The organism is Croceibacterium ferulae (assembly GCF_003660445.1).
Taxonomy (GTDB): domain Bacteria; phylum Pseudomonadota; class Alphaproteobacteria; order Sphingomonadales; family Sphingomonadaceae; genus Croceibacterium; species Croceibacterium ferulae.
This window is the reverse complement of sequence record NZ_QZVQ01000003.1, coordinates 155,022-178,345: the sequence shown is the minus strand read 5'-3', so window position 1 is coordinate 178,345 and position 23,324 is coordinate 155,022. Positions and strand designations below refer to the sequence as shown.

The window sequence follows — 23,324 nt, the reverse complement described above, 5'->3', positions numbered from 1 at the left end:
AAACATCCGGCACGGGCGCGAGTCAAGCTTCAACGCCAGTTTCGAATATCGTATATTATCGTTGACATCGGTGGGTGGCGGATGAAGGTATCCCCATGAAGCGCCTGTTCACCCGATCGTCCCTGCTTGTTTCCCTGGCCGTGCTGCCGATCCTGCCGCCGCTCGGTGGCGGGATCGGTCATGCGGAAACGGCACCACCGGCCGCCGCGGCCCCTCCGCAATTCGACCTGCGGGTGGCCGGCTTCGACCTGGCCCTGAGAACCGACACCCAGACGCTGGCGCGCCTGTCGCCGGAGGGTGAGGCCGGGTTCGACTTCGTGCCATCCGGCCGGTTGGCGGAGCGGGCGGGCGACGGCTACGTCCATGTGGGTGACATCCATCTGCGCCTGCGCAGCGGCGATGGCGCGTGGCAGGACTTCTCCTCCGCCCATGCCCGGCAGCAGATCGCCGCCCTGCCGACCAGGCGCGGCGTGCTGGCCGCGGCCGACATCACCGCATCGATGGGGGCGGGCATCCCCCTGCGCGTGGAGCGCCGCTGGACGCAGGAAGACGGAGTGCTGGGCATGCGCTTCTCCATCAGCAACACCAGCGCCCAGCCGGTGGAGATCGGCGGCCTGGGCCTGCCGATGGTGTTCGACAACATCATCACCGATCGCGACCTGGATCAGGCCCATGCCCAGGCCAGCTTCGCCGATCCCTATATCGGCCGCGACGCGGGCTATATGCAGGTGACGCGGCTGAACGGGGAAGGGCCCGCCCTGCTGGTCCTGCCCGAACGCGGCACGCCGCTGGAAGCCTATCGCCCGATCCTGGAGGCAGACAGCGCGCCGGCGGGCGACATCTTCACCGACCGCACCGCGCGCAGGCAGACCGCGGAAGGGTTCTACGACTGGACGGTCGCCAGCAAGGGCTTTGCCACCCGCGAATGGGCGGGCGCCGGCCAGCAGTGGAACGAGCCCACCAGCATCATTCTGGCCCCTGGCGAAAGCCGCACGATCGGCCTGCGCTTCGTCACCGCCCCGTCGATCCGGGCGATCGAGGATACGCTGGTCGCGCATGACCGGCCGGTCGCCATCGGCATTCCCGGCTATGTCCTGCCGACGGACCAGATCGCCAGCCTGTTCCTGCGCGCCCCGTCCCGCGTGGCGCGGATCGACAGCTTTCCGGCCGGCGCGCTTACCGCCACGCCGGACGGGTCCGGCACGGACGGGAGCGCGGGCTGGGCCCGCTACAAGGTGGCAGCCAGCGGCTGGGGCCGGGCGCGGATGACCGTCACCTATGCCGACGGGCAGCAGCAGACCGTCAGCTACTTCATCACCAAGCCGCTGGACCAGGTGGTGGCCGATCTGGGCCGCTTCACCACCACTGCGCAATGGTTCGAAGGGCAGGGCGACCCGTTCCACCGCTCCCCCGCCATCCTGTCCTATGACCGGGAACAGGACCGCATCATCACGCAGGATCCGCGCGTCTGGGTCGCGGGCATGAGCGACGAAGGCGGCGCAGGCCCGTGGGTCGCGGCGATGATCAAGCAGCTCGACCATCCCGTACCCGAAGAGGTCGCGCGGCTGGAGCGGCTGGTGGACGAGACCGTGCTGGGGCGGCTGCAGGTGGACGCGGGTCCGCAGGCCGGCGGCGTGAAGAAGAGCCTGTTCTACTATGATCCGGTGCAGTTCCCCGACCATTACGATCCCGCGATCGATTGGAGCACCTGGGCATCATGGTCGAAAGAAGGGGCGGACGATCTCGGCCGGTCCTACAATTACCCGCATGTCGCGATCGGCCATTGGGTGCTTTATCGCCTCGCCCGCAATACGACCGGCCTTGTGACGCGGCATGACTGGCGGTTCTACCTGGACTGGGCCTACCGCACGAGCATCGCCATGGTACGCGACGCACCGCATTATGCCCAGTACGGGCAGATGGAGGGTGACGTCTTCCTCGACATCCTGACCGATCTGCAGCGCGAAGGCATGGTAGCCGAAGCGGCGGAGATGGAACGGGTGATGAAGGCGCGCGCGGATCACTGGCGCACGCTGCGCTACCCCTTCGGCAGCGAGATGGCGTGGGATTCCACCGGCCAGCCAGAGGTTCATGCCTGGATGCGGCATTTCGGTTACCAGCCGCAGGCGGATATCACGCGGGAGGTGATCCTGGGCTATGACCCGACCATTCCCAGCTGGGGCTATAATGGCAATGCCCGCCGGTACTGGGACTTCCTGTATGGTGGGAAGGTCTCGCGCATAGAGCGGCAGATCCACCATTACGGTTCCGCCCTGAACGCGGTGCCGCTGTTCGAAGCCTTCCGCCGCAACCCGGATGATCTGCATCTGCTGCGCGTCGCCTATGGCGGGATGATGGGCGGTATCACCAATATCGACCAGCAGGGCTTCGGTTCGGCCGCCTTCCACGCCTGGCCGGACATGATGCGATGGGATGCGATCACCGGCGATTACGGCATGGGCTTCTATGGCCATGCGATCACGGCGGCGACCTATGTCGTGGCCGATCCGCGCTTCGGCTGGCTGGGCTTCGGCGGCGATGTCGAACATGACGGGAGCACGCTGCGCATCCGCCCGCGCGACGGTGCCCGCCGGCGGCTGTTCATCGCGCCAGCCGGGCTGTGGATCACGCTGGAGGCCGGGCGAATCGCCAGCGCCGCTTACGACACAAGCAGCGGCGCGGTCAGCCTGACGCTGGATCCGGCCAGTGCCAATACGGCAACGGCCCGGCTGATGCTGGAAACGACCACGCCGGGCGGCCGCCCCTACACCACCACTGCTGGGACGCCGGAGCGTTCCGGCCGCAGCATCGGCCTGGGCGCCGAGCCCACCAGCATCACGCTCGTCCCAGGTTGATCCCGGCAGCCAGCCGGGTTCAGGGCAGCGGCTGCAGGGTCCAGCTTTCCACCGTGCGCTTGTGGTGCCCGCCGACCACCGTGATGACCTCACGCTGGGCTTCGGTCAGCAGGCCGGTCGTGGGCGCGCGCGCCATGCGGTAGCTGGCCGTGACCACCCCTTCACTGCCATCCGGCAGGTTCAGCGTGCGGCTTTCCTGGTGCTGCGCACGTTCGGGCGCGAACAGGTCGGGGGGCAGTGTCGTCAGCAGCAGCAGCGCGTTTTCGTGGATCGCGCGGGCGAAGCGGCCCAGCTGCTCGGCATCTGCGGCAGGCTTCACCACCTCCGCAATGGTGGCCAGCACCTGCGCGATCGCATCGTCGAGCTGCTCCGCCGGCGCCACCTTCTTCAGGCCGACGATCTGCCCCGCTTCGGTCAGCTGCAGCGGGAACAGGCCGTCCTCCACCCGCTCCCGCTCCATCTGCACGAAGCGGTCAAGCTGCGGCGGGGCGTCCACCTCCACCGCCACCTGCTCCCCCGTGACGCGAAAACCGCCTTCCGCGCGTTCGAACCGGATGGCGAACGACCGGGTGACGACGAACAGCTTGCCGTCCTTCAGTTCCCGCTGCAGGCGACGGGTATAGAGCATGGGCGTGGCCGGAGGATCGAACCGCAGCGGCGGCCCGTCCGCCGGGGGCGGCGCCAGCGCCTGGTCCGCCCCTGCCAGCGCCGGCATCGGCAGCGCCAGCAGCGCCAGCACGGCGACATGCCCCATCAGGGAGCGTCTGCCGGCCGTCATGCCCTGCGCGTCCGTCCGATCACATGCACGCCCCAGGCGGTGGCGATCACCAGCAGCGCGGCGACCAGCTGGTGCAGCACCGCGATCCACAGGGCGACGCCGGTCAGCACGGTGGCGATGCCCAGCAGGATCTGCACGCCGAAAGCGCTATGGATGGCGATGGAGGCCGGCCGCGACCCGGCCGCGCGCACGCGCCGCGCCAGCACCACCAGCGCCGCCACCGCGACCCATGCCCACCAGCGATGCAGCCAGTGCACGGCGAATGGATCACTGATCAGCGTCCACAGCACGCCCTGGCTCCAGCCGAGGTCCGGCACCAGCTGCCCCTGCATCAGCGGCCAGCTGTCGCTGGCATGCCCCGCATCCATTCCGGCGACCCAGGCGCCCAGCAGCAGCTGCACGAACAGCACCGCCGCTGCCAGCAGCCCGGCACCGGTCAGCCGCGACCGCGCGGCCGGGTTGCCGGTGGCATGCAGCCGGCGCAGGTCCAGCGCGGTCCAGACCAGCCCCGCCAGCGTGAACAGGGCGGTCAGCAGGTGGATCGACAGCCAGAAATGGCTGACATCGGTGCGCGTGCCCGCCAGCCCGGACCGGACCATGAACCAGCCGAACACCCCTTGCAGCGCCCCCAGCGCCAGCAGCGCCAGCAACCGTGGGGCATAACCGGCGGGGATCGCCCGTCGCACCCAGAACCACGCCAGCGGCAGCGCAAAGGCCAGGCCGATCACCCGGCCCAGCAGACGGTGCGCCCATTCCCAGAAATAGATGAACTGGTAATCGGCCAGCGTCATGCCGGCGGGGCCAGTGACCTGAACATATTCCGGGATCTGGCGATAGGCGGCGAACTCCGCCTCCCACTGCGCCTGCGTCAGCGGCGGAATGGCCCCGGTCACCGGCTTCCATTGCGTGATCGACAGGCCGCTTTCGGTCAGGCGGGTGATGCCGCCCACCACGACCATCAGCACGACCAGCGCCGCCACGATCCACAACCACCGCGCCACGGTCAGCGGCCTGGGCCCGCCGGAAGCGGTGGACGGGACGGCAGGGCCGTTACGGGAGCCGGCGTGCGCATTGCCCCTGGTGCGTGTAACCATGTCGTGGGTGTTGGCATACGCGCCGAAAATCGCAAGTCTCGCGGTAGAAGAAGGTAAACGCGGCCACGAAGACTCCGCCGGTGCTTGTCGCCGGCCGCCGCTGCGGGCAGGCAGGGCCCATCGCGTCCCTGCCGCATCATGCTACCGGAGTTTGCCGCCCTTGCGCCCCATCGCCTTCCTGCTGCCGCTGTTCCTGCCCTTCGCCGCCCTGCCGGCCCAGGCGCAGCAGCCACCCGCGCCCGCCCTCGCCACCACCGACGCGGATGCCCGCCTGCGCGCTTTGTACGAACGCGAATGGAGCTGGCGGCAGCAGCAATTCGCGCAGGTGCCCGATGGCGAGGGGGGCGACGAGCCGGCCGATCACCTGCCGCGCGTCGATCCCGCGGCGCAGGCCGAGCGGCTGGCCTACTGGCAGGCCGCGCTGGCGGAGCTGGACACGATCCCGCTCGACCGGCTGAGCGCGGAGGAGCAGATCAACGCCGCCGTGCTGCGCACCAGCCTGGAGGCGTTCGTCGCCAACGGCCAGCATCGCGACTGGGAGATGCCGCTCAACGCCGACAGCAATTTCTGGTCCTACCTGGCCGGCCAGCGGGCCTTCGCCGATGCGGAGGATTATCGCCGCTATCTGGGCCGGATGCGCGACGTGCCGCGCTATTTCGATGAACAGATCGCCAATATGCGCGCCGGCCTCGCCCGCGGGTTCAGCGTGCCCCGGGTGACGCTGGAAGGACGGGACGCCTCCATCGCCGCACATGCCGTGGCGCAGCCGCAGGACAACCCCTTCTGGACCCCCTTCGTGGCCATGCCTGCCGGCATCCCGGCGGCTGAGCAGGCTGCGCTGCAGACAGAGGCGAAGGCGGTGATCGCCGGCGCGGTGGTGCCCGCCTACGAGAAGCTGCTGGCGTTCTTCCGCGAAGAGTACCTGCCGCAGACCCGCACCACGCTGGCCGCGCGCGACCTGCCGGATGGCCCGGCCTTCTATGCCGCGCAGATCCGCGAATACACCACGCTGGAGCTGTCGGCGGAGCAGATCCACGCGATCGGCCTGTCCGAAGTGGGGCGGATCGAGGCGGAGATGCAGGTCACCATGGCGGAGGCCGGGCACACCGGCACTTTCGCGGAGTTCCTGCAGTTCCTGCGCACCGACCCGCGCTTCACCGCACGCGACCCGGACGAGCTGCTGGGCTATGCCTCGCTGATCAGCAAGCGGGCGGATGGCGAGCTGAAGAACGTCATCGGCCGCCTGCCGCGTTATCGCTTCACCATCCTGCCCGTCCCCGCGGCGATTGCGCCGTTCTACACCGCGGGCCGGGGCGGGCTGGAGGCGTGTTACATGAACACGCACGACCTGCCCTCGCGCCCGCTGTACAACATCGCTGCCCTGGTGCTGCACGAATGCAATCCGGGGCACAGCCTGCAGGCGGCGATCGCGCTGGAAGGTCCGGCGCGGCCCGCCTTCCGCCGGCAGACCTATTTCAGCGGCTATGGCGAGGGGTGGGGCCTGTACACCGAGTGGCTGGGCATCGGCATGGGCATCTACCGCACCCCCTATGAACGGTTCGGGCGCGAGACATACGAGATGTGGCGCGCGGCGCGGCTGGTGATCGACACCGGCATCCACCATTATGGCTGGAGCCGGGAACAGGCGATCGCCTATCTGGCGGACCGCACCGCCCTCTCGCGGCACGAGGTCGAGACGGAGGTGGACCGGTATATCAGCTGGCCGGGGCAGGCGCTGGCCTACAAGCTGGGCGAGCTGACCATCCGCCGCAAGCGGGCCGATGCGGAAGCCGCGCTGGGCGCCGGGTTCGACCAGCGCCGGTTCCATGACCTCGTGCTGGATCTCGGCTCGGTCCCGCTGCCGGTGCTGGAACAGCAGGTCGACCGCTGGATCGCCGCGGGCGGACCCCCGGTGCATGGCGAGGAGGGCGCGTGACGGCAGAGGCGCGCATCGTCGCCCGCACCCGGGTCTATGATGGCTGGTACCGGTTGGACCGGCTGGAGCTGGCGCTGCCCGGCGGGGTGGTGGCGGAACGGCACCTGCTGGACAACGGGCTGGCGGTCGCGGTGCTGCCTTACGATGCCGCCCGGCGCGTCTGCCTGCTGGTCAGCCAGCCGCGCGCGCCCGTGATCGCCGCGGGCGAGCCGCCTCTGCTGGAGGCGATCGCCGGCAATCTGGACGGTGCGGCGCCGGCGGAGCGGATCGTGGAGGAAGCGTGGGAGGAGGCCGGCCTGCAGCTGGGCGCGCTGGAGCCAGTGAGCAACATCTGGCCGATGTGCCCTGTCTCGACCGAGCGGGTGCAGCTCTACCTCGCCCCCTACGATGCGGCGCAGCACAGCGGCGCGGGTGGCGGGTCGGAAGTGGATGAGTGCATCACCGTGCACGAGATCGGCCTGGACCATCTGCGCGAACTGGCACTGGGCGGCACATTGACGGACGCCAAGACGCTGATCCTGGCGCAGGCGCTGATGCTTCGCCGCCCCGATCTGTGGGCGGCTGGCTGACCGTCGGTCGTTGCCATTGGCGGCATTGCCACGCATGAAAGCGGACATGAACGATACGGGCAGCATGCCGCGTCAGGCGGCGCGGGACAGCAGCGGGGCGGAGCCGGGATCGGGGGCGCCGCGGCGTGACCGGCTGTACCAGGAACTGGCGCGCACCCTGCTGGCCGACCTGGCCGAAGCCGGCGTCCGCCCGGGCGAGCGCCTGCCGCCCGAACGCGAATTGTCGCAACGCTACGATGTCAGCCGGCCCACCGTGCGGGAGGCGCTGATCGCGCTGGAGGTGCAGGGCCTGATCGAGGTGCGGCTGGGCTCGGGCGCCTATCTCAAGGCCCTGCCCGACGGTGCGGAGCCGGCCGCCTTCGCGGTCAGCGCCTTCGAGGTGACGGAAGCGCGGCTGCTGGTGGAGCCGGAAGTGGCGGGCCTTGCCGCCGCGCAGATCGATGCGCAGGAGCTGGCGCAGCTGGCGGCGCTGGTGGACGGGATCGCGCAGGAGAATGCGCGGCATGCCGGGACGGAAAGCGCCGACCGCGACTTCCACCTGCTGATCGCGCGGGCCAGCCGCAATACCGCCTTGCTGCGCATCGTGGAGGATCTGTGGGCCCTGCGCGCCGCCTCGCCGGAAACCGCACTGCTGTATGCCAAGGCGCGCGCGGCCAATATCCAGCCGGTGGTGGAGGAGCACACCGCCATCCTGCGGGCGCTGGAAGCGCGCGATCCGGCCGCGGCGCGGGCCGCCATGCGCGCGCACCTGAACGCGGTGCTGGACAGCCTGCTGTTCGCCACGGAGGAACGCGCGATCGAGGAAGCGCGGCGGGCCTCGCTGTCGCGCAAGGCCCGCATCGCGCATACGATGGAGTAGGGCTCCGGGCATGGGCGGCGGGATCGCTCCCACCGCGATGGCCGCCTACTGCAGGTTCACGTAGGCGCCGCCATCGACCAGCAGCGACGCGCCGGTGACGTATTTCGCCAGGTCGCTGGCCAGGAACACGATCGGGCCCGCCAGATCGTCCGGCTCGCCCAGCCGGCCCAGCGGCACGCGGGCGGCCATGCGGTCGCGCTTCTCCGCATCGGCCAGGTCGTCCTTGTTGATGTCGGTCAGGATCGTGCCCGGCAGCACCGAATTGCAGCGGATGCCATGCCGGCCCAGCGCGATGGCGGTGGACTGCATCAGCGAATGGAGGCCCGCCTTGGTCGGCGTGTAATGGGTCTGGTACTCGCCGCCGACCAGCGCGCTGATGGAGGACACGGCGATGATCGCGCCGCCATGGCCCTGGTTCACCATCTGGTTCGCCGCCGCCTGCACCATGAAATAGGCGCCGTGCAGGTTGACCCGCATGGTCCGCTCGAACGTCTCGACCGGCATGTCCAGGAAGGCGTGGAACGGGCAGATACCGGCATTGTTGACGAACACGTCCACCTTGCCGAACGCATCGGTCGCCGCCTTGACGAAGGCGGTCGCGGTTTCGGGATCGGACACGTCGCCCTGCACCGCCAGGCCGCGCTGGCCCAGCGCCTCGATCTCCTTCACGGCGGATTCCGCGCCGGCGGTGTCGCGGCTGAAATTGATCGCCACATCGGCGCCGTGGCGCGCGGCGCCGATCGCGGCGGCGCGGCCGATCCCGGCCGAAGCGCCGGTGACGAGCACGGTCTTGCCTTCCAGCAGACGGGTCATTCAACTCTCCTCATATGTGAAATCTTCAACGGGGGGAATTGCCGCTCCAGCCCAGATCCTCGCTGACCTGGCGGGCGGTCTCCACCACGTCGCGGGTCAGCGCCTCCATCCGGCGGTCATCCATGTATTGCGCGGCGCTCGACACGCTCAGCGCACCGACCACCCGCCCCGTCACGTCGCGCACCGGCGCGGCGACGCAGCGGATCTGGTCCTCGTTCTCCTCCAGGTCGAAGGCGCGGCCGACCTGGACATAGCCCTGCATGCGATCGTGCCAGACATCCCAGGCGATCGGCACCGCTCCGCCGGCCTGATCGGCGGCGAACAGCGCCTCCCACGCCGCGCGCGGCTCGTCGATGAGCAGCGCCTTGCCCAGGCCCGTGGCCGTCAGCGGATGGCGGTCGCCCACGCGGCTGGAAATGGCGATGCGCCGGCGGCCGGCGATCTTGTCCAGATACAGCGCCCGGTCGCCGTCGCGCACGCCCAGATGCACAGTGTCTTCCGACCGGTCGGCCAAGTGTTCCAGCCGCGAGCGGGCGACCTGCACCAGGTCGATCTGCTGCTGCGCGCGAAAGCCCAGTTCCAGCAGCTTGGGGCCAAGCTGATACCCGCGGCCCGGCGCCATGGCCAGATAACGCCGTTCGATCAGCGCATTGGCCAGCCGGTGCGTGGTGGAACGGGTCAGTCCCAATCCGCCGGCCAGATCGCTGAGCGAGACAGGGCCGGCGACGACAGCTTCCAGCACGTCCAGCCCGCGTAACAGAGTCTGGCTTCCGGCAGGCACCTTGCCGGCCCGGGCGTCCGCTTCGTCGCTTTCGCCATCGCCGTTGCGGGAGTCAATTGACGGGGCATGTTCCATCTAATAATACCCTATCCCATTATATGAAAGGCGCAAGGCCGATCTACAATCATTGCCGCAGACCAGCACAATGGTATGTGGTCATACATCATAGGACGCTCTACCATCCCATGATGTGGGACGTATAGGGTTGAGGGGGAGACTGCCAGCATGAATTTGCCCCGGATCAAGCATGTCCGCGCCTTTGTGGCGCGCGGCAAGGGTGCCGATTACCATGACCAGCCGGGCGGGCACTGGATCGACGATCACATTGCCACGCCAATGGCGCGCTACCCCGAATACCGCGAAAGCCGTCAGAGCTTCGGCATCAACGTGCTGGGCACGCTGGTGGTGGAGATCGAGGCGGAGGACGGCACGATCGGCTTCGCCGTCACCACCGGTGGCGAGCCGGCCTGCTACATCGTGGAGAAGCACCTCGCCCGCTTTCTGGAGGGCCGCAACCCCGTGGAGGTGGAGAAGATCTGGGACCAGATGTACTTCTCCACTCAATATTACGGCCGCAAGGGGCTGGTCATCAACGCCATCTCCGGCGTCGACCTGGCCCTGTGGGATCTGCTGGGCAAGCTGCGCGGCGAGCCGGTCTATCACATGCTGGGCGGTGCCGTGCGCGACGAACTGCAGTTCTACGCCACCGGCGCGCGGCCGGACGTGGCCAAGGAACTGGGCTTCATCGGTGGCAAGCTGCCGCTGCATCACGGCCCGGCCGAAGGGCTGGAGGGGATGGACAAGAACATCGCCCTGCTGGCCGACATGCGCGCCAAGTGCGGCGACGATTTCTGGCTGATGTACGATTGCTGGATGTCGCTGGACATCGACTACGCCACGCGCCTGGCGCACCGCGCCTACAAGGAATGCGGGTTGAAGTGGATCGAGGAGGCGCTGAGCCCCGACGATTACTGGGGCTACCAGCAGCTGAAGAAGAACGCGCCTCCGGGCCTGCTGGTCACCACCGGCGAGCATGAAGCGACCCGCTGGGGTTTCCGCATGCTGATGGACATGGAATGCTGCGACATCATCCAGCCGGATGTGGGCTGGTGCGGCGGCGTGACCGAACTGATCAAGATCGCCAATTACGCCGACAGCCGCGGCGTTATGATGATCCCGCACGGATCGTCCGTCTATTCCTACCACTTCGTGATCACGCGCCACAATTCGCCCTTCGCCGAATTCCTGATGATGCATCCGGGGCCGACGGAAGTGGTGCCGATGTTCGCGCCGCAGCTGCTGGGCGAGCCGGTGCCGGTGAACGGCCGCATCCGCGCCAGCGAACTCGACAAGCCCGGCTTCGGCGTGGAACTGAACCGCGACGTGCCGCTGCACCGCCCCTACACGCGATAAGGACCGAAAACCCATGAAGCTGTGCCGTTACGGCCCCACCGGCGCCGAGAAGCCGGGCCTGATCGATGCCGACGGCGCCCTGCGCGACCTGTCGGGCACCGTCAGCGACATCACCGTCGACGTGCTGGACCAGCTGGCCGGGATCGACCCCGCCAGCCTGCCGCTGGTCGAGGGCAGCCCACGCATGGGCGTGCCCTTCGCCGGCGCGACCAAGATCGTCGCCATCGGCCTGAACTATCGCGACCACGCGATCGAATCGAACCTGCCGATCCCGACCGAACCGATGATGTTCATGAAGGCGCTGTCCAGCCTGTCCGGCCCCTATGACGACGTGATGCTGCCCAAGGGCTCCACGCATGGCGACTGGGAAGTGGAGCTGGGCGTGGTGATCGGCAAGACCTGCCGCTACGTGCCCGAAGCCGAGGCGCTGGACGCCGTTGCCGGCTTCGTGCTGGTGAACGACGTGTCCGAACGCTTCAACCAGAAGGAGCGCGGCAGCCAGTGGTCCAAGGGTAAGGGGCATGACACCTTCTGCCCGACCGGTCCGTGGCTGGTGACGTCGGACGAGGTGGGCGACTGCCAGGAACTGGACATGAGCCTGGACGTCAACGGCCAGCGCATGCAGACCGGCAACACCCGCACCATGATCTTCAACGTGGCGGAGCTGATCTCCTACGCCAGCGAATATGTCACCCTGATGCCGGGCGACCTGCTGATCACCGGTACGCCCCCGGGTGTGGGCGAGGGCAAGAAGCCGGACAAGATCTTCCTGAAGGATGGCGACGTCATGGAACTGGCGATCGCCAAGCTGGGCACGCAGCGCCAGCAGGTCGTGGCGTTCGATCCCGCGCGTCTGGGAAAGACGGCATGAGCGGCGCCTATAGCGGGCGCTTTGCCGGCCGCCGGGCGGTGATCACGGGCGGCGCGTCAGGCCTTGGCCTGGCGGTCGCCACCCGGATCGTGGCCGAAGGCGGCAGCGTATGCCTGTGGGACATGAACCCCGATGCGCTGGCCACCGCGAAGGAGCAGTCGGGCGCGACCCATGTGGTGGCGCTGGACGTGTCGGACCAGGCGGCGGTGGAGCAGGCGGCGGCCGATGCCCATGCGGCTCTGGGCGGGATCGACATCCTGATCGCCTCCGCCGGCATCACCGGTGCGACCGCGCCGGTGCATGAATATCCGCTCGACAGCTGGCGCCGGGTGATCGACGTCAATGTGAACGGCCTGTTCTATTGCAACCGCGCGATCGTCCCCTTCATGCTGGAGGGCGGCTACGGCCGGATCGTCAATGTCGCCAGCGTGGCCGGCAAGGAAGGCAATCCCAACGCCAGCGCCTACAGCGCATCCAAGGCGGCGGTGATCGGGCTGACCAAGAGCCTGGGCAAGGAACTGGCGGGCAAGGGCGTGATCGCCAATGCGCTGACGCCGGCCACCTTCGAAAGCCCGATCCTGGCGCAGCTGCCGCAGAGCCAGGTCGATTACATGCGCTCCAAGATCCCCATGGGCCGGCTGGGCGAAGTGAGCGAAAGCGCCGCGATGGTGTGCTTCATGGCCAGCGAGGAATGTTCGTTCACCACGGCCTCCGTGTTCGACACGTCGGGCGGGCGCACCACCTACTGATACGGGAGTTCAGGCGATGCGCGTTCCCTTCGTGGATGCCCACATCCATCTGTGGCAGCTGGATCGCCTGCACTATTCGTGGCTGATGCCGCCCTTTGCCGATGACGGCCCCAATGGCAGTGTCGAGGCGATTGCGCGGCATTACACGCCGGCCGATTACCTGGCGGATGTGGCGGGCTGGAACCTGGCCGGCAGTGTGCATGTCGATGCCGGTGCCGACCCGGCGCATGCGCTGGCCGAGACCGAATGGCTGGAAGGGTTGGCCGGGGACACCGGCGTGCCCACCGGCATCGTCGCCTACGCTCCGCTGCACGATCCCGCGGTTGGCGACCTGCTGGCGCGGCAGGCGGCGCACCGCCGCGTGCGCGGCATCCGCCAGATCGTGAACTGGCATGCCGATCCCCGCCGCACCTACACTCCGCAGGACTGGACGCGCGATGCGCAGTGGCAGGCGGGTTTTGCGATGCTGGAGAAGCACCGCTTGCGCTTCGACCTGCAATGCTACCCCGCACAGATGCCGGGGCTGGCAGAGGTGATCGCGCGCCACCCGGATGTGCCGGTGATCATCAATCATATGGGCATGCCGGTGCTGAGCGATCCGGACGGCTTGGCCGAATGGCGCACCGGCATGGCGGCGCTGGCCACGCAGCCGCATGTGTCGGTGAAGCTGTCGGGCCTCGGCTTCGCGCAGCGCGACTGGACGCCCGATGCCATGCGCCCGCTGCTGCTGGAGGTGATCGAGCTGTTCGGTACCGATCGCTGCATGTTCGCCAGCGACACGCCCACGGACAAGCTGTTCGCGCCGCTGACCGCCTATCTCGAATTCTACGAACACATCGCCGACACCCTGTCGGACGATGAACGGCGCGACCTGTGGGGGCGCAACGCCAACCGGATCTACGGCCTCGAGCTGGAGATCTGACCGGACCCCGAAACCCGGCAAGCGGGGCGGGGTCACCACGAGAGGATTACATTCATGCCCATCAGCCGCCGACGTTTCGTGCAGTCCACCGCGCTTGCCGGCTGTGCCGCCTTCGCGATCAGCCCGGCAACCTTGTGGGCGCAGGAGAGCCGCAACCGGCCGCAGGCCCTGCGCTGGCTGGACGGCACGCCGCCGCCGGCACAGGATGGCGTGACCTGCGGCGCCGCCTGGCCGCGCGGCGTGCTGCCCGCCCGTACCAGCTTCGCCGCGACCGGCGCGGGCGGCGGCGCGGTGCCGATGCAGAGCTGGGTCACGGCCCGCTGGCCGGACGGCACGGTGAAATGGTCGGGCCACGCCTTTCCCGGCGGCAGCGGCGATCCCGCCGCCCTGACCATTGCCCCTGGCCGCCCCGCCGCTCCCGCTGAACCAGTTCGTGCGGTGGAGCGTGGCGACGGGATCGAGATCACCAATGGCCCGGTGGTATGGACCGTGGGCCGCAGCGGGCAGGCCATCATCCGTTCCGCCCGCCGCGGCGACGCGGAGGTGCTGCGCGATGTGGGGCTGACCGCCAGCAGCCAGACGGAGGCCGAGGCCGATCTGGGCGAGGGCGCACCGCTGACCCGGTTCGACGGCGTGATCGGAAGCGCGGAGATCGAGCAGACCGGCCCGGTGCGTGCCACGGTCCGCGTCTCGGGCGTCCACCGCGGGGCTGGTCGCGACTGGCTGCCCTTCACCCTGCGGCTGTACTTTCACGCCGGATCGTCCGCCGTGCGGATCGTCCATTCTTTCGTGTTCGATGGCGATGCGGACCGCGACTTTATCCGCGGGCTGGGCCTGACCGGGCAGGTGCCGATGCGCGGGGAGAGCCACGACCGCCATGTGCGCTTCGCCGGCAGCGATGACGGCATCTGGGCCGAAGCCGTGCGCCCGCTGACCGGCCTGCGCCGCGATCCCGGGGCGGAGTTCCGGCAGGCGCAGGTCGCCGGCCAGGGCACGCCGCCGCTGGATCAGATGTCCGATAGCGTGCGGGGCAATCTGCAGTTCATTCCCGAATGGGGCGACTTCACCCTGTCGCAGCCCAATGCCGACGGCTTCACCATCGTGAAGCGGACCAAGAGCGGCCATGGCTGGATCGACGTGGATGGCGGCGAACGGGCGCGCGGGCTGGGCTATGTCGGCGGTCCGGCCGGCGGCGTCGCCTTCGGTCAAGGTGACTTCTGGCAGCGTTGCCCGGTGCGGCTCGACATCCGCGATGCGCAGACCGACACGGCGACCTTCCGCCTGTGGTACCATGCGCCCGACGCCCCGGCGATGGACCTGCGCTTCTACCATGACGGGCTCGGCATGGATGAATCCTATGTCGAGCAGAACCGCGGGCTGGACGTCACCTACGAGGATTACGAGCCCGGCTGGGGATCGCCGACCGGCATCGCTCGCACCACCGAGTTCACCCTGTGGGCGCTGCCCGCGACGCCTTCGTCGGAACGGCTGGCGCAGATGGCGCACAATCTCGCCACCCCTGCCCGGCTGATGCCGGAACCGGCCGCACTGCAGGCCGCGGGCCTGTTCGGCGACTGGGCGCCCATCGATCGCTCCACCCCGGCGCGGGCCGCGATCGAGGACCAGAACGACTTCCTGCTGAACTTCTACCGCGATCAGGTGGAACAGCGCCGCTGGTACGGCTTCTGGTCCTATGGCGACTGGATGCACACCTATGACCGGGACCGGCATGTCTGGCGCTACGACATCGGCGGCTTCGCCTGGGCCAACAGCGAGCTCTCCCCCGATCTGTGGCTGTGGTATTCCTATCTGCGCAGCGGCGATGCGGCCATCTTCCGCCTGGCGGAGGCGATGACCCGGCACACGGGGGAGGTCGACTGCTACCACCTCGGCCCATGGAAGGGCCTGGGCACGCGCCACGGCGTGCAGCATTGGGCGGACAGTTCCAAGCAGCCGCGCGTCTCCACCGCCGCCTATCGCCGCATCTATTACTACCTGACCGCGGACGAGCGCACCGGCGACCTGCTGCGCGAATGCCTGGCCGGTGACGAGGCGCTGACCCGGGTGGATATCGGCCGCAAGGTGGGCGCGCGGCCCGCGGGGCAGGAGGTCGGCAATGGCGGGACGGTCCAGACCAATGCCGGCGAGGGCGAGGTGGAGATGAGCTTCGGCACATCCTGGTGTTCGCTGGCGGCGGCATGGCTGACCGAATGGGAGCGGACCGGCGACACACGCTGGCGCGACCGGATCGTGGCAGGAATGACCTCCATCGCCGCGCTGCCCAAGGGGTGGTTCGCCGGCGGCGCCAATTACGACCTCGCCACCGGGCGCTTCACCGGGCCGGGGGACGAGGTGAGCATGAGCCACCTGAACGCGGTGTTCGGCGCGGTGGAGGTCAATTCGGAATTGCTGAGCCTGCTGGACGTGCCGGAATATCGCCGCGTCTGGCTGGATTACTGCGTCGCCTACAACGCCTCTGACGCGGAGTTCGAGGCAATGACGGGTGCCCGCCGGCGTGGGCGCAACCTGGGGCAGGGCCATTCCCGCCTGACCGCCTATGCCGCGCGTCAGCTGGGCGATCCGGCGCTGGCGCAGCGTGCTTGGGGCGAGTTCTACGGGGCCGATGCCGGGCTGCGCATGGATGTGGCGGGCAGCCTGCGCCGGCTGGATGGCCCAACCGTGCTACGCCCCGTGGACGAGGCGGCGAATGTCAGCACCAACGCCGCCAGCCAGTGGGGCCTTGCCGCGATCCAGAACCTGGCGCTGATCGGCGACCAGCTGCCGGCTGCGCCGCCGGTTGCGCAGCCCGGCCGGTAAGGGCCGGGCGTGCTGTCCGGGATGTCGCAGGACCATCCCGGACAGGCGGCCATCAACCCAGCGGGTTGCGGCCCCACAGCTGGTTGTGCCGCCAGCCGGTCAGATCCTCTGCAATGGCCACGGTGGCCGCATCGGGTTCGCCGGTGCCGCCGGCCTTGAAGCGATCGATCTCCGTCATCAGCACCTGGTGCGTCTGCGCGTTCAGGCGGAAGCGCAGCGATACCAGCACGCCGAAGATCAGCATGGCGATCGTGCCGATGCCCAGCACCAGCGCCAGCGTGTTGATCGCCTGTTCGCTCTGCACCTCCGCGCCGGAGACGAAGCCGCCGAAGCTCATCACCGCGGTGACGCCGGCCACCGCCGCCGATTGCGTCACCTTGCGCACGAAGGTCATCACCCCGGCGAAGGCACCCTCGCGCCGGCGCCCGGTGACCAGCTCGTCCACATCCGCCATGTAGTTGTAGGTCGCCCAGGGAATGAAGTTCAGCGCCCCGCGGCCAAGGCCCGCAAACAGGATCGGGATCCAGAGCAGCGCGCTGCCCGAACGTACGCCGGCCGACCACATCGCCAGCAGCACGATCACGCCGATGGCGAAGCTGAGCGCCGCCAGCTGGTAGGCGCGTGCCGGGCTGGAGCGCAGCGCCATGGTGATGGCGATCATCACCGCGACGAACTGCACGATATACATCGTGCCCAGCAGCGTGGAGGCGGCGGTGATGGTGCCTGCCAGCGCGAACACCACGAAGAAGGTGAAGGCGGCATTGAACACGTCCTGGCTGATATAGCCGCCCAGATACATGCCCAAATGCAGCCGGAAGGCCCGGATGCGCAGGGTGGAGAACAGATTGGCGTAGAGCGCGCGGAACGCCTGCCACAGGCTCAGCTTCGCCTCCCCCTGCCGGATCGCAGCGACTTCGGAAGGCGGGCGTTCCCAGCTGAACAGGAACAGCAGCGTCGCGGTGACCATGAACAGCACCGCGAACAGGATGCCCATATACAGGAAGGTATCGGCGCTTTGTTCGCCCAGCGCCTCGATCAGCATGCCCGGCAGGAAGCCGGCCAGGATCGCGCTGGCCTGCGCGAACAGGATGCGGATGCCGGCAAACTTGGCCTTGGTCTTGTAATCCTTGCCCATTTCGGCCGCCAGCGTCTCGTACGGGATGATCTCCATCGCATAGACCAGCTCGAACAGGACATAGGTGGCAAGATAGTACCAGAAGCTCTGCCCGCTGACCCACATGATGGCAAAGCTGGGCAGCAGCGGGATGGCGGCCAGGATGAAGATGCGCCGTCGGCCGATCGTCTGGCCGATGCGGGTATGGGCCATGTTGTCAGACAGGTGCCCGATCAGCGGGCTGGCAATGGCATCCAGGATGCGCGCCACGGTGAAGATCAGGCCGGCCTGCCACGCCTCCAGCCCGCAGAAGGTGGTGTAGAAGAACAGCACCCAGCCGCTGATGACGGCCATGGAGCCGGCGCCCATGATGTCGTTCGCGCCATAGGCGGCGAAGTTGTACCAGCGGACCGGCCGCGTTCCGGTGGTGGCGAAGTTGCCGGTCAGGGCCATGGCCGCTGCTCTCCTGTTATATGCGGCCGGTCTGCTGCCGGCGCCCGGTTCAGTGTCGCAAGAGGCCGGCGGGTGCTGCCACCCGCCGGCCGGTCGCCATCAGATGTAGGTGCGCAGGAACTCGGCCAGCGCCAGCACGGCCAGGCTCTGGCCGTAAGGCATGGAGGTCAGCGCGATGTCCTTGTAGAACTGCTGCGTGTCGCCCATCGCCGTGCCGAAGGACACCTGCTGCAGCTCGCCATCATCGCTGATATTAGCCAGCACCCCCTCGACCGCCTTGATGCCGACAGCCTCGTAATGGCGCGGCAGGTAGCCTTTCCTGACGGACTTCAGGATACCGTAGGCGAAGCCGGCGGTGGCCGATGCTTCCAGGTAGCTGGAGGGATCGACGATCAGCGTGTGCCACAGGCCGGTGTCGGCATCCTGCGTTGCGGCCAGGGTCTTTACCTGCGCTTCCAGCGTGTCGATCAGGAAGGTGCGGAAGGCGTCGCCCGGCTTCAGGTCCAGGATCTCGATGATCTCGGGAATCGCGATGGTGACCCAGCAATTGCCGCGCGCCCACAGGGCTTCGGCGAAGTTGTGCCGCCCGTTGAAGTCCCAGCCGTGGAACCACAGGCCGGTCTTCTTGTCGAACAGGTACTTGATGTGGACCAGGAACTGGCGCTTGGCCTCTTCCACATAATGCGGGCGGTCCAGCAGCAGGCCGATCTTGGCTAGCGGCAGCACGCTCATCATCAGCGTGTCATCCCACATCTCGCCCGGATTCTCGTCATTGTAGACGATGTGCTGGAAGCCGCCTTCCTCCGTCTTGGGCAGGCCGTCATCCGCCATCAGCCATTCGGCCCAGGTGTCCAGATAGGGTATGTAGGACGGGTTCGGCTCCCGCTCGTACAGATAGGCCAGCGTGATGAACGGGGCCATCGTGTTGATGTTCTTGGTCGGCGTGCCTTCGGCGAAGCGGTCGGCGAACCAGCCCTTGATGATGTCGAGCGCGGCCGTATCACCGGTCTGCTCGTAATAGCGCCACATGCCGAACAGGCCGACGCCGTGGGTCCATTCCCAGCCGGCCCAGCCCTTAGTGTCGATGATGCGGCCGTCCTCCAGATGGAGCAGGAATTCGCCGGTCTCGTCCTTGATGTTGACGAGGTTGTGCATCAGCCGCCCGATCGCGTCGGTCACCTGGGCTTGCGGGATATCGTGATTGAGGGCGGCCACGTCTGGATAACTCCTGTTTGAACTGCGGGTCAGCGGCGGATCGGCTGACCCAGCACGCCGTAATCGCGTGCCATCTGACGGTAGAGATTAACGAATGCGGGATCGGCGTCGAACCGGCCACCCGGATCGACCCGATGTTCGACGGGCGCTCCCGTCGGCGGGGTGGCGCCGGGCGCTTCCGCGCTGTTCAGCCCTTGGCTGAGAAGGTCCGGCTTGGGCCCTTCGCCCGCACTGACGCCGTTCTGCAGGAAGATCGCCTCCTGATGGCGGGTCGGCTCCCAAATGAAGCTGCCCCAGCCATTGGGATGCGCCTGCACCACGTCGTTGAGGTAGCGCTTGCGGCTGGAATATTCGATCGCGAAGAAGCCGTGATCGGGATAGCGGCGGCTGAATTCCGCAAAGGTGCGCTCCCAGTCGCCCTGCGCCTGCTGCTGGTAGCAGGACATGCCCAGCGCATCGAAGCGGACATCGCGTTCGATCAGGCTGTCGGTCCAGTGGCGGGTGATCTGCCAGTGGCGGCCCAGATGGTTGTGCAGCGCCACCGGCACGCCGGGCAGCACGGAACGGGCTGCGGCGATGCCGGCCTTCAGCAAGGCGGCGAAGCGGTCCATCCCGCTGGGCGGCGCGGAATCCATATGCTCGGCATCCGTAACCGGGTTGCCGGTGGCGAAGGGCAGCGGGATGCGCCCTTCCGGCCACAGCATGCCGAAAGTCGTCTCGTTGCCCAGCACGACCAGATCGGGCGCCACGCCGGCGGCCTTCATGCGGCCCAGCGCGTCAGTCGTGTGGGTGTGCACCGCATCGACCAGCTGCGTGAAGGGCAGGTCGGCCCAGGCGGCGGGCTTGGTCTGCTTCTGCGGATCGGCCCAATTGTCCGAATAATGCAGCGTCAGTGACAGGTGCATGCCGGCCGCGCGGATGCGGCGGGCGAAGGCGATGGTGCTGTCCACGCTGCCCCACGGCCCGCCGGACTTGCCCCGTGAATAGCCGTTCTCCGGATTGACGAAGGTGCGCAGCTTGATGGCGTTGAACCCGGCATCGGCGAAGATCGCCAGCGGATCGCGCTGCACGCCATCCTGCCAGTAGGTGGCGCCGATCGCCTCGTCCTCCGGCACCCAGGTGATGTCCGCGCCGAGCAGATAAGGCCAGGGTCGCTTGCCGCCTGCGGTCCGCTGCGGAACGGTCGCGCAGGCACCCAGCGCCGCGCTGCCGGCGAGCGCGCCGGTACCGGCGGCGAACTGGCGGCGCGACAGGTCGATCATGCGAGGTGGAACATCGGCGTCAGCGGCCATTCGGACGGCTTGTTGTCCGGCTCCACCTGCATGATGTCGGCCATGTGGTCCCACCAGCGGCGCATCACCGGATGGCCGGGCAGCGCGTCGCGCTTGTTTGGTTCCGCCAGACGCAGGGTGGCGAACAGCGCGTTGGTCTGCTCGTCCAGGAAGATGTGGTAATCGCTGATGCCGGCATCGTGCAGCAGATCGACCAGCTCCGGCCAGATCTCGTCATGCCGGCGGCGATATTCGTCGGCCATGCCGGGCAGCAATTGCATACGGAAGGCGTGAATTTGCACAGGCGGTCCTCTCATCTCCCCGCCGGGCTTATGCCGCATGGGGGTGGATGCGTAAAGTGGGACTGCTTCCCAATTTATGGAATGGAGCGGCTCAGCTGCCCGCCTGCTCCGCATTCGACCTGACGATGCTGGGCGGCAGGGTGAAGCTGGCGGGCAGCGGCGGGCTGGCCGGGTCGTAGGTGCGAAACAGGGGAGCGACATGCCCGGCCAGCTGCGGCACCTGCGCCATGCCGGCGGCGATGATCCGCGCCAGCTGATACGCGCCGTAAGTGTTGTGATGCGTCCGGTCGCGGCCGTCATCGGCGAACCCCTTGGCGGCTTCCTCAGGCCCGAGCGCCTCGTAGAAGGCAATGGTCCCTTGCGTCAGTTCCACCAGCGGCACGCCCTGCGCCTGCGCAACCTGCCGCACGGCGGCGGGATAGCCGGCCAGCGAGGGGACGATCCGGCCGGCATCGTCATAATTGCGCCGTTCGGGCGAGTTGATCAGGATCGGGGTCGCCCCGCGCAGCCGCACTTCCGCGATATAGGCGGCGAGCCAGGCATCATAGGTGCTGCCGGCGGCGACATAGGTCTGCGGCCATTGCTGCTTCTGGTCGTTATGGCCGAACTGCATCGCCACCATATCGCCCGGCTGCACCAGCGACAGGACCTTGGCCAAGCGGTAATTGGTGGCGAAGCTCTTCAGCGTCTCGCCCGACCAGGCATGGTTGGCCACGGCGATGTCGCCGGTCATGAAGCGGGGGAGCATCTGGCCCCAGCTGGCGGCGGGATCGTCCGGCTGATCGGTGACGGTGGAATCGCCCAGCAGGTACAGGGTCGGCACGGTAACCGGCTCCACCGAGACGGCCTGCACCGCGGCGCGGTCGCCCAGGAACTCCAGCGTCAGCCGGTCATCCCAGTTGAGGCTGGTCTGCTCCCGCGTGGAAATCCGCACGGCAGAGGCGCCGGGCGCGTTGCGTTCCGGCGGGGGCAGGGCGGCGTCGCGGACGTTGACGATAAAGCTGTGCTGCGCCGTCTCGCGGGCGGGCACGCTCACATCCTCCAGCATCAGCCGGCGGGATTCGGCCAGCACGCTGAGACGGGCGGGGCCGGTGATGGTCAGCGTGACGCGGTAATTGCCCGGCGCCGTCTTCACCGACCATCGCTGCGGATCCTCCCACCCCTGCCCGGTGGCATCATCGTAGGCGGCCGGATCGGTCAGATCATGCGGCACCGGCTGCGCCATCGCGGGGGTGGCGGCGATCAGCGCCAGCGCGATCAGCGCCGCCCTCAATGCCCGTCACCGGGGATGTGCAGCATGGTGGGGCTGATATCGGCGATGCGGGTGGTGCCGGTCAGCGCCATGGCCACGCGCATCTCCGCCCGCATCAGGTCCAGCATGTGGGTGATCGCCGACTCGCCACCCGCAGCCAGGGCATAGACCCAGGCGCGGCCCAGCAGCACGCAATCGGCGCCCAGCGCCAGCAGGCGGATGACGTCGAGGCCCGAACGGACGCCGCCATCGGCCATCACCACCATGCGGTCACCCACCGCTTCCGCAATCGGCGGCAGCGCGCGGGTGCTGGACAGCGCGCCATCCAGCTGCCGCCCGCCATGATTGGACACCACGATGCCGTCCGCGCCGGCCTCCGCCGCCTGCCGGGCATCCTCCGGGTCGAGAATACCCTTGATCACGATCTCGCCCTGCCACTGCGACCGGATCCAGGCGATGTCGTCCCAGCCCACGGCGGGTTCGAAATTGTCGCGCATCCAGGCGAAGAAATCCTCCAGCCCCGTATTCGGCCCCAGCACCGGGGCGACATTGCCCAGCGCATGCGGGCGGCCATGCACGCCCACATCCCACGCCCAGCGCGGATGACGGATCGCCTGCAGCACGCGCCGCGTGGCCCCCGCCAGCCCCGGCGCGCCCGCCAGGCCGGAGCGATAGTCGCGATAGCGGCTGCCCGGCACCGGCATGTCCACCGTGAACACCAGCGTGGTGCAGCCCGCCGCCGCCGCCTGCGCCAGCAGGTCACGCATGAAGGCACGATCGCGGATCATGTAGAGCTGGAACCAGAACGGCTTCCTGGCCGCCGCGGCGACCTCCGGGATCGGGCAGGCCGAGACGGTGGACAGGGTGAAAGGGATGCCTGCCTTCTCCGCCGCGCGCACCGCCTGCACTTCGCCCCGGCGGGCGTTCATGCCGGCGAGGCCGATCGGCGCCAGTGCGATGGGCATGGCAAGTTCCTGCCCGAATAGGGTGGTCGACAGGTCGATCCGCGACACATCCTTCAGCACCCGCTGGCGCAGCGCGATCGCTTCCAGATCGGCGACGTTCCGTCTCAGCGTCACCTCGGCGTAGGAGCCGCCGTCGATATATTCGAACAGGAACGGCGGCAGGCGGCGCCGGGCAAGGTCGCGGTAATCGATCGCGGAAGCGGCCTTCATGGTAGTCCTCTCATATCCGGCAACGCCATGCCACGATATGAGACGGGTCGCTAGGTTCTGAATGGGGCGCGCACGCCACCGATTG

The 23,324-nt window shown here is 68.3% G+C and carries 19 protein-coding genes; 9 read left to right on the top strand and 10 right to left on the bottom strand.

The window, feature by feature from the left end; all coding sequences use genetic code 11:
* Window positions 1-95 precede the first annotated feature (95 nt).
* Window positions 96-2,855 carry a DUF5695 domain-containing protein gene (locus D5S08_RS03905; RefSeq protein ID WP_121115744.1) on the top strand — a complete coding sequence of 920 codons (2,760 nt, stop codon included), beginning with the start codon at window positions 96-98 and terminating at the stop codon, window positions 2,853-2,855.
* A 19-nt stretch (window positions 2,856-2,874) separates the two neighbouring features.
* Here D5S08_RS03905 and D5S08_RS03900 read toward each other — a convergent pair whose 3' ends face one another.
* Window positions 2,875-3,633 carry a hypothetical protein gene (locus D5S08_RS03900; RefSeq protein WP_126665484.1) on the bottom strand — a complete coding sequence of 253 codons (759 nt, stop codon included), beginning with the start codon at window positions 3,631-3,633 and terminating at the stop codon, window positions 2,875-2,877.
* The gene (locus D5S08_RS03895) at window positions 3,630-4,727 is read right to left on the bottom strand and encodes a COX15/CtaA family protein (RefSeq protein ID WP_121115740.1); all 1,098 of its coding nucleotides are present in this window, start codon (window positions 4,725-4,727) and stop codon (window positions 3,630-3,632) included. The genes D5S08_RS03900 and D5S08_RS03895 overlap by 4 nt, the downstream gene beginning before the upstream one ends.
* A gap of 160 nt (window positions 4,728-4,887) precedes the next feature.
* On the opposite strand from D5S08_RS03895, the gene D5S08_RS03890 reads away from it, so the two are divergent.
* The 3 genes from D5S08_RS03890 to D5S08_RS03880 are packed head-to-tail and all read left to right on the top strand — an operon-like array spanning window position 4,888 to window position 8,091.
* The gene (locus tag D5S08_RS03890; protein WP_421757446.1) at window positions 4,888-6,663 is read left to right on the top strand and encodes a DUF885 domain-containing protein; all 1,776 of its coding nucleotides are present in this window, start codon (window positions 4,888-4,890) and stop codon (window positions 6,661-6,663) included.
* Window positions 6,660-7,232 (top strand): NUDIX hydrolase, encoded by a 573-nt coding sequence (locus D5S08_RS03885; protein WP_175578866.1) that lies wholly within the window; start codon window positions 6,660-6,662, stop codon window positions 7,230-7,232. Before D5S08_RS03890 ends, D5S08_RS03885 begins: the two co-directional genes overlap by 4 nt.
* Window positions 7,233-7,278: 46 nt before the next feature.
* Window positions 7,279-8,091 carry a FadR/GntR family transcriptional regulator gene (locus tag D5S08_RS03880; RefSeq protein WP_241557212.1) on the top strand — a complete coding sequence of 271 codons (813 nt, stop codon included), beginning with the start codon at window positions 7,279-7,281 and terminating at the stop codon, window positions 8,089-8,091.
* Window positions 8,092-8,136: 45 nt separating this feature from the next.
* On the opposite strand, the gene D5S08_RS03875 is transcribed toward D5S08_RS03880, so the two are convergent.
* Window positions 8,137-8,904: an L-rhamnose 1-dehydrogenase Lra1 gene (locus D5S08_RS03875; RefSeq protein WP_121115736.1), complete on the bottom strand. Its 768-nt coding sequence runs from the start codon at window positions 8,902-8,904 to the stop codon at window positions 8,137-8,139.
* 25 nt (window positions 8,905-8,929) lie between these two features.
* The gene (locus D5S08_RS03870) at window positions 8,930-9,760 is read right to left on the bottom strand and encodes an IclR family transcriptional regulator (protein ID WP_121115734.1); all 831 of its coding nucleotides are present in this window, start codon (window positions 9,758-9,760) and stop codon (window positions 8,930-8,932) included.
* Window positions 9,761-9,910: 150 nt separating this feature from the next.
* Between D5S08_RS03870 and rhmD the strand changes: the two genes are divergently transcribed.
* Genes rhmD through D5S08_RS03845 form a run of 5 tightly spaced genes read left to right on the top strand, consistent with a single transcriptional unit; the run spans window position 9,911 to window position 16,457 of the window.
* Complete coding sequence (gene rhmD, locus D5S08_RS03865) at window positions 9,911-11,098, top strand: L-rhamnonate dehydratase (protein ID WP_121115732.1); 1,188 nt, start codon at window positions 9,911-9,913, stop codon at window positions 11,096-11,098.
* Window positions 11,099-11,111: 13 nt separating this feature from the next.
* Window positions 11,112-11,969: a 2,4-didehydro-3-deoxy-L-rhamnonate hydrolase gene (locus D5S08_RS03860; RefSeq protein ID WP_121115730.1), complete on the top strand. Its 858-nt coding sequence runs from the start codon at window positions 11,112-11,114 to the stop codon at window positions 11,967-11,969.
* Window positions 11,966-12,718, top strand: a complete 753-nt coding sequence (locus D5S08_RS03855) for an SDR family NAD(P)-dependent oxidoreductase (RefSeq protein WP_121115728.1) — start codon at window positions 11,966-11,968, stop codon at window positions 12,716-12,718. The genes D5S08_RS03860 and D5S08_RS03855 overlap by 4 nt, the downstream gene beginning before the upstream one ends.
* A gap of 16 nt (window positions 12,719-12,734) precedes the next feature.
* Window positions 12,735-13,640: an amidohydrolase family protein gene (locus tag D5S08_RS03850; RefSeq protein WP_121115726.1), complete on the top strand. Its 906-nt coding sequence runs from the start codon at window positions 12,735-12,737 to the stop codon at window positions 13,638-13,640.
* A 54-nt stretch (window positions 13,641-13,694) separates the two neighbouring features.
* Window positions 13,695-16,457: an exo-rhamnogalacturonan lyase family protein gene (locus D5S08_RS03845; protein ID WP_121115724.1), complete on the top strand. Its 2,763-nt coding sequence runs from the start codon at window positions 13,695-13,697 to the stop codon at window positions 16,455-16,457.
* A gap of 52 nt (window positions 16,458-16,509) precedes the next feature.
* On the opposite strand, the gene D5S08_RS03840 is transcribed toward D5S08_RS03845, so the two are convergent.
* From D5S08_RS03840 to lldD, 6 genes are all read right to left on the bottom strand, one after another.
* The gene (locus D5S08_RS03840) at window positions 16,510-18,024 is read right to left on the bottom strand and encodes an MFS transporter (protein WP_121115722.1); all 1,515 of its coding nucleotides are present in this window, start codon (window positions 18,022-18,024) and stop codon (window positions 16,510-16,512) included.
* 99 nt (window positions 18,025-18,123) lie between these two features.
* Complete coding sequence (gene bglB / locus D5S08_RS03835) at window positions 18,124-19,239, bottom strand: beta-galactosidase BglB (protein ID WP_121115720.1); 1,116 nt, start codon at window positions 19,237-19,239, stop codon at window positions 18,124-18,126.
* Between the two features lie 29 nt (window positions 19,240-19,268).
* Window positions 19,269-20,531: a glycosyl hydrolase 53 family protein gene (locus D5S08_RS03830; RefSeq protein ID WP_241557211.1), complete on the bottom strand. Its 1,263-nt coding sequence runs from the start codon at window positions 20,529-20,531 to the stop codon at window positions 19,269-19,271.
* Window positions 20,498-20,812: an L-rhamnose mutarotase gene (locus tag D5S08_RS03825; RefSeq protein ID WP_121115716.1), complete on the bottom strand. Its 315-nt coding sequence runs from the start codon at window positions 20,810-20,812 to the stop codon at window positions 20,498-20,500. Before D5S08_RS03825 ends, D5S08_RS03830 begins: the two co-directional genes overlap by 34 nt.
* Before the next feature lie 91 nt (window positions 20,813-20,903).
* Window positions 20,904-22,085 (bottom strand): rhamnogalacturonan acetylesterase, encoded by a 1,182-nt coding sequence (locus D5S08_RS03820; protein WP_206610279.1) that lies wholly within the window; start codon window positions 22,083-22,085, stop codon window positions 20,904-20,906.
* Window positions 22,082-23,239, bottom strand: coding sequence for an FMN-dependent L-lactate dehydrogenase LldD (lldD, locus tag D5S08_RS03815; RefSeq protein WP_121115715.1), 1,158 nt, complete (start codon window positions 23,237-23,239; stop codon window positions 22,082-22,084). The genes D5S08_RS03820 and lldD overlap by 4 nt, the downstream gene beginning before the upstream one ends.
* Between the last annotated feature and the right edge of the window lie 85 nt (window positions 23,240-23,324).

Coding starts and splice junctions, on each gene's coding strand:
- D5S08_RS03905 (WP_121115744.1), top strand. CDS start 96: ATGAAGCGCCTGTTCACCCGATCGTCCCTGCTTGTTTCCCTGGCCGTG.
- D5S08_RS03900 (WP_126665484.1), bottom strand. CDS start 3,633: ATGACGGCCGGCAGACGCTCCCTGATGGGGCATGTCGCCGTGCTGGCG.
- D5S08_RS03895 (WP_121115740.1), bottom strand. CDS start 4,727: ATGGTTACACGCACCAGGGGCAATGCGCACGCCGGCTCCCGTAACGGC.
- D5S08_RS03880 (WP_241557212.1), top strand. CDS start 7,279: ATGAACGATACGGGCAGCATGCCGCGTCAGGCGGCGCGGGACAGCAGC.
- D5S08_RS03875 (WP_121115736.1), bottom strand. CDS start 8,904: ATGACCCGTCTGCTGGAAGGCAAGACCGTGCTCGTCACCGGCGCTTCG.
- D5S08_RS03870 (WP_121115734.1), bottom strand. CDS start 9,760: ATGGAACATGCCCCGTCAATTGACTCCCGCAACGGCGATGGCGAAAGC.
- rhmD (WP_121115732.1), top strand. CDS start 9,911: ATGAATTTGCCCCGGATCAAGCATGTCCGCGCCTTTGTGGCGCGCGGC.
- D5S08_RS03860 (WP_121115730.1), top strand. CDS start 11,112: ATGAAGCTGTGCCGTTACGGCCCCACCGGCGCCGAGAAGCCGGGCCTG.
- D5S08_RS03855 (WP_121115728.1), top strand. CDS start 11,966: ATGAGCGGCGCCTATAGCGGGCGCTTTGCCGGCCGCCGGGCGGTGATC.
- D5S08_RS03850 (WP_121115726.1), top strand. CDS start 12,735: ATGCGCGTTCCCTTCGTGGATGCCCACATCCATCTGTGGCAGCTGGAT.
- D5S08_RS03845 (WP_121115724.1), top strand. CDS start 13,695: ATGCCCATCAGCCGCCGACGTTTCGTGCAGTCCACCGCGCTTGCCGGC.
- D5S08_RS03840 (WP_121115722.1), bottom strand. CDS start 18,024: ATGGCCCTGACCGGCAACTTCGCCACCACCGGAACGCGGCCGGTCCGC.
- D5S08_RS03830 (WP_241557211.1), bottom strand. CDS start 20,531: ATGGCCGCTGACGCCGATGTTCCACCTCGCATGATCGACCTGTCGCGC.
- lldD (WP_121115715.1), bottom strand. CDS start 23,239: ATGAAGGCCGCTTCCGCGATCGATTACCGCGACCTTGCCCGGCGCCGC.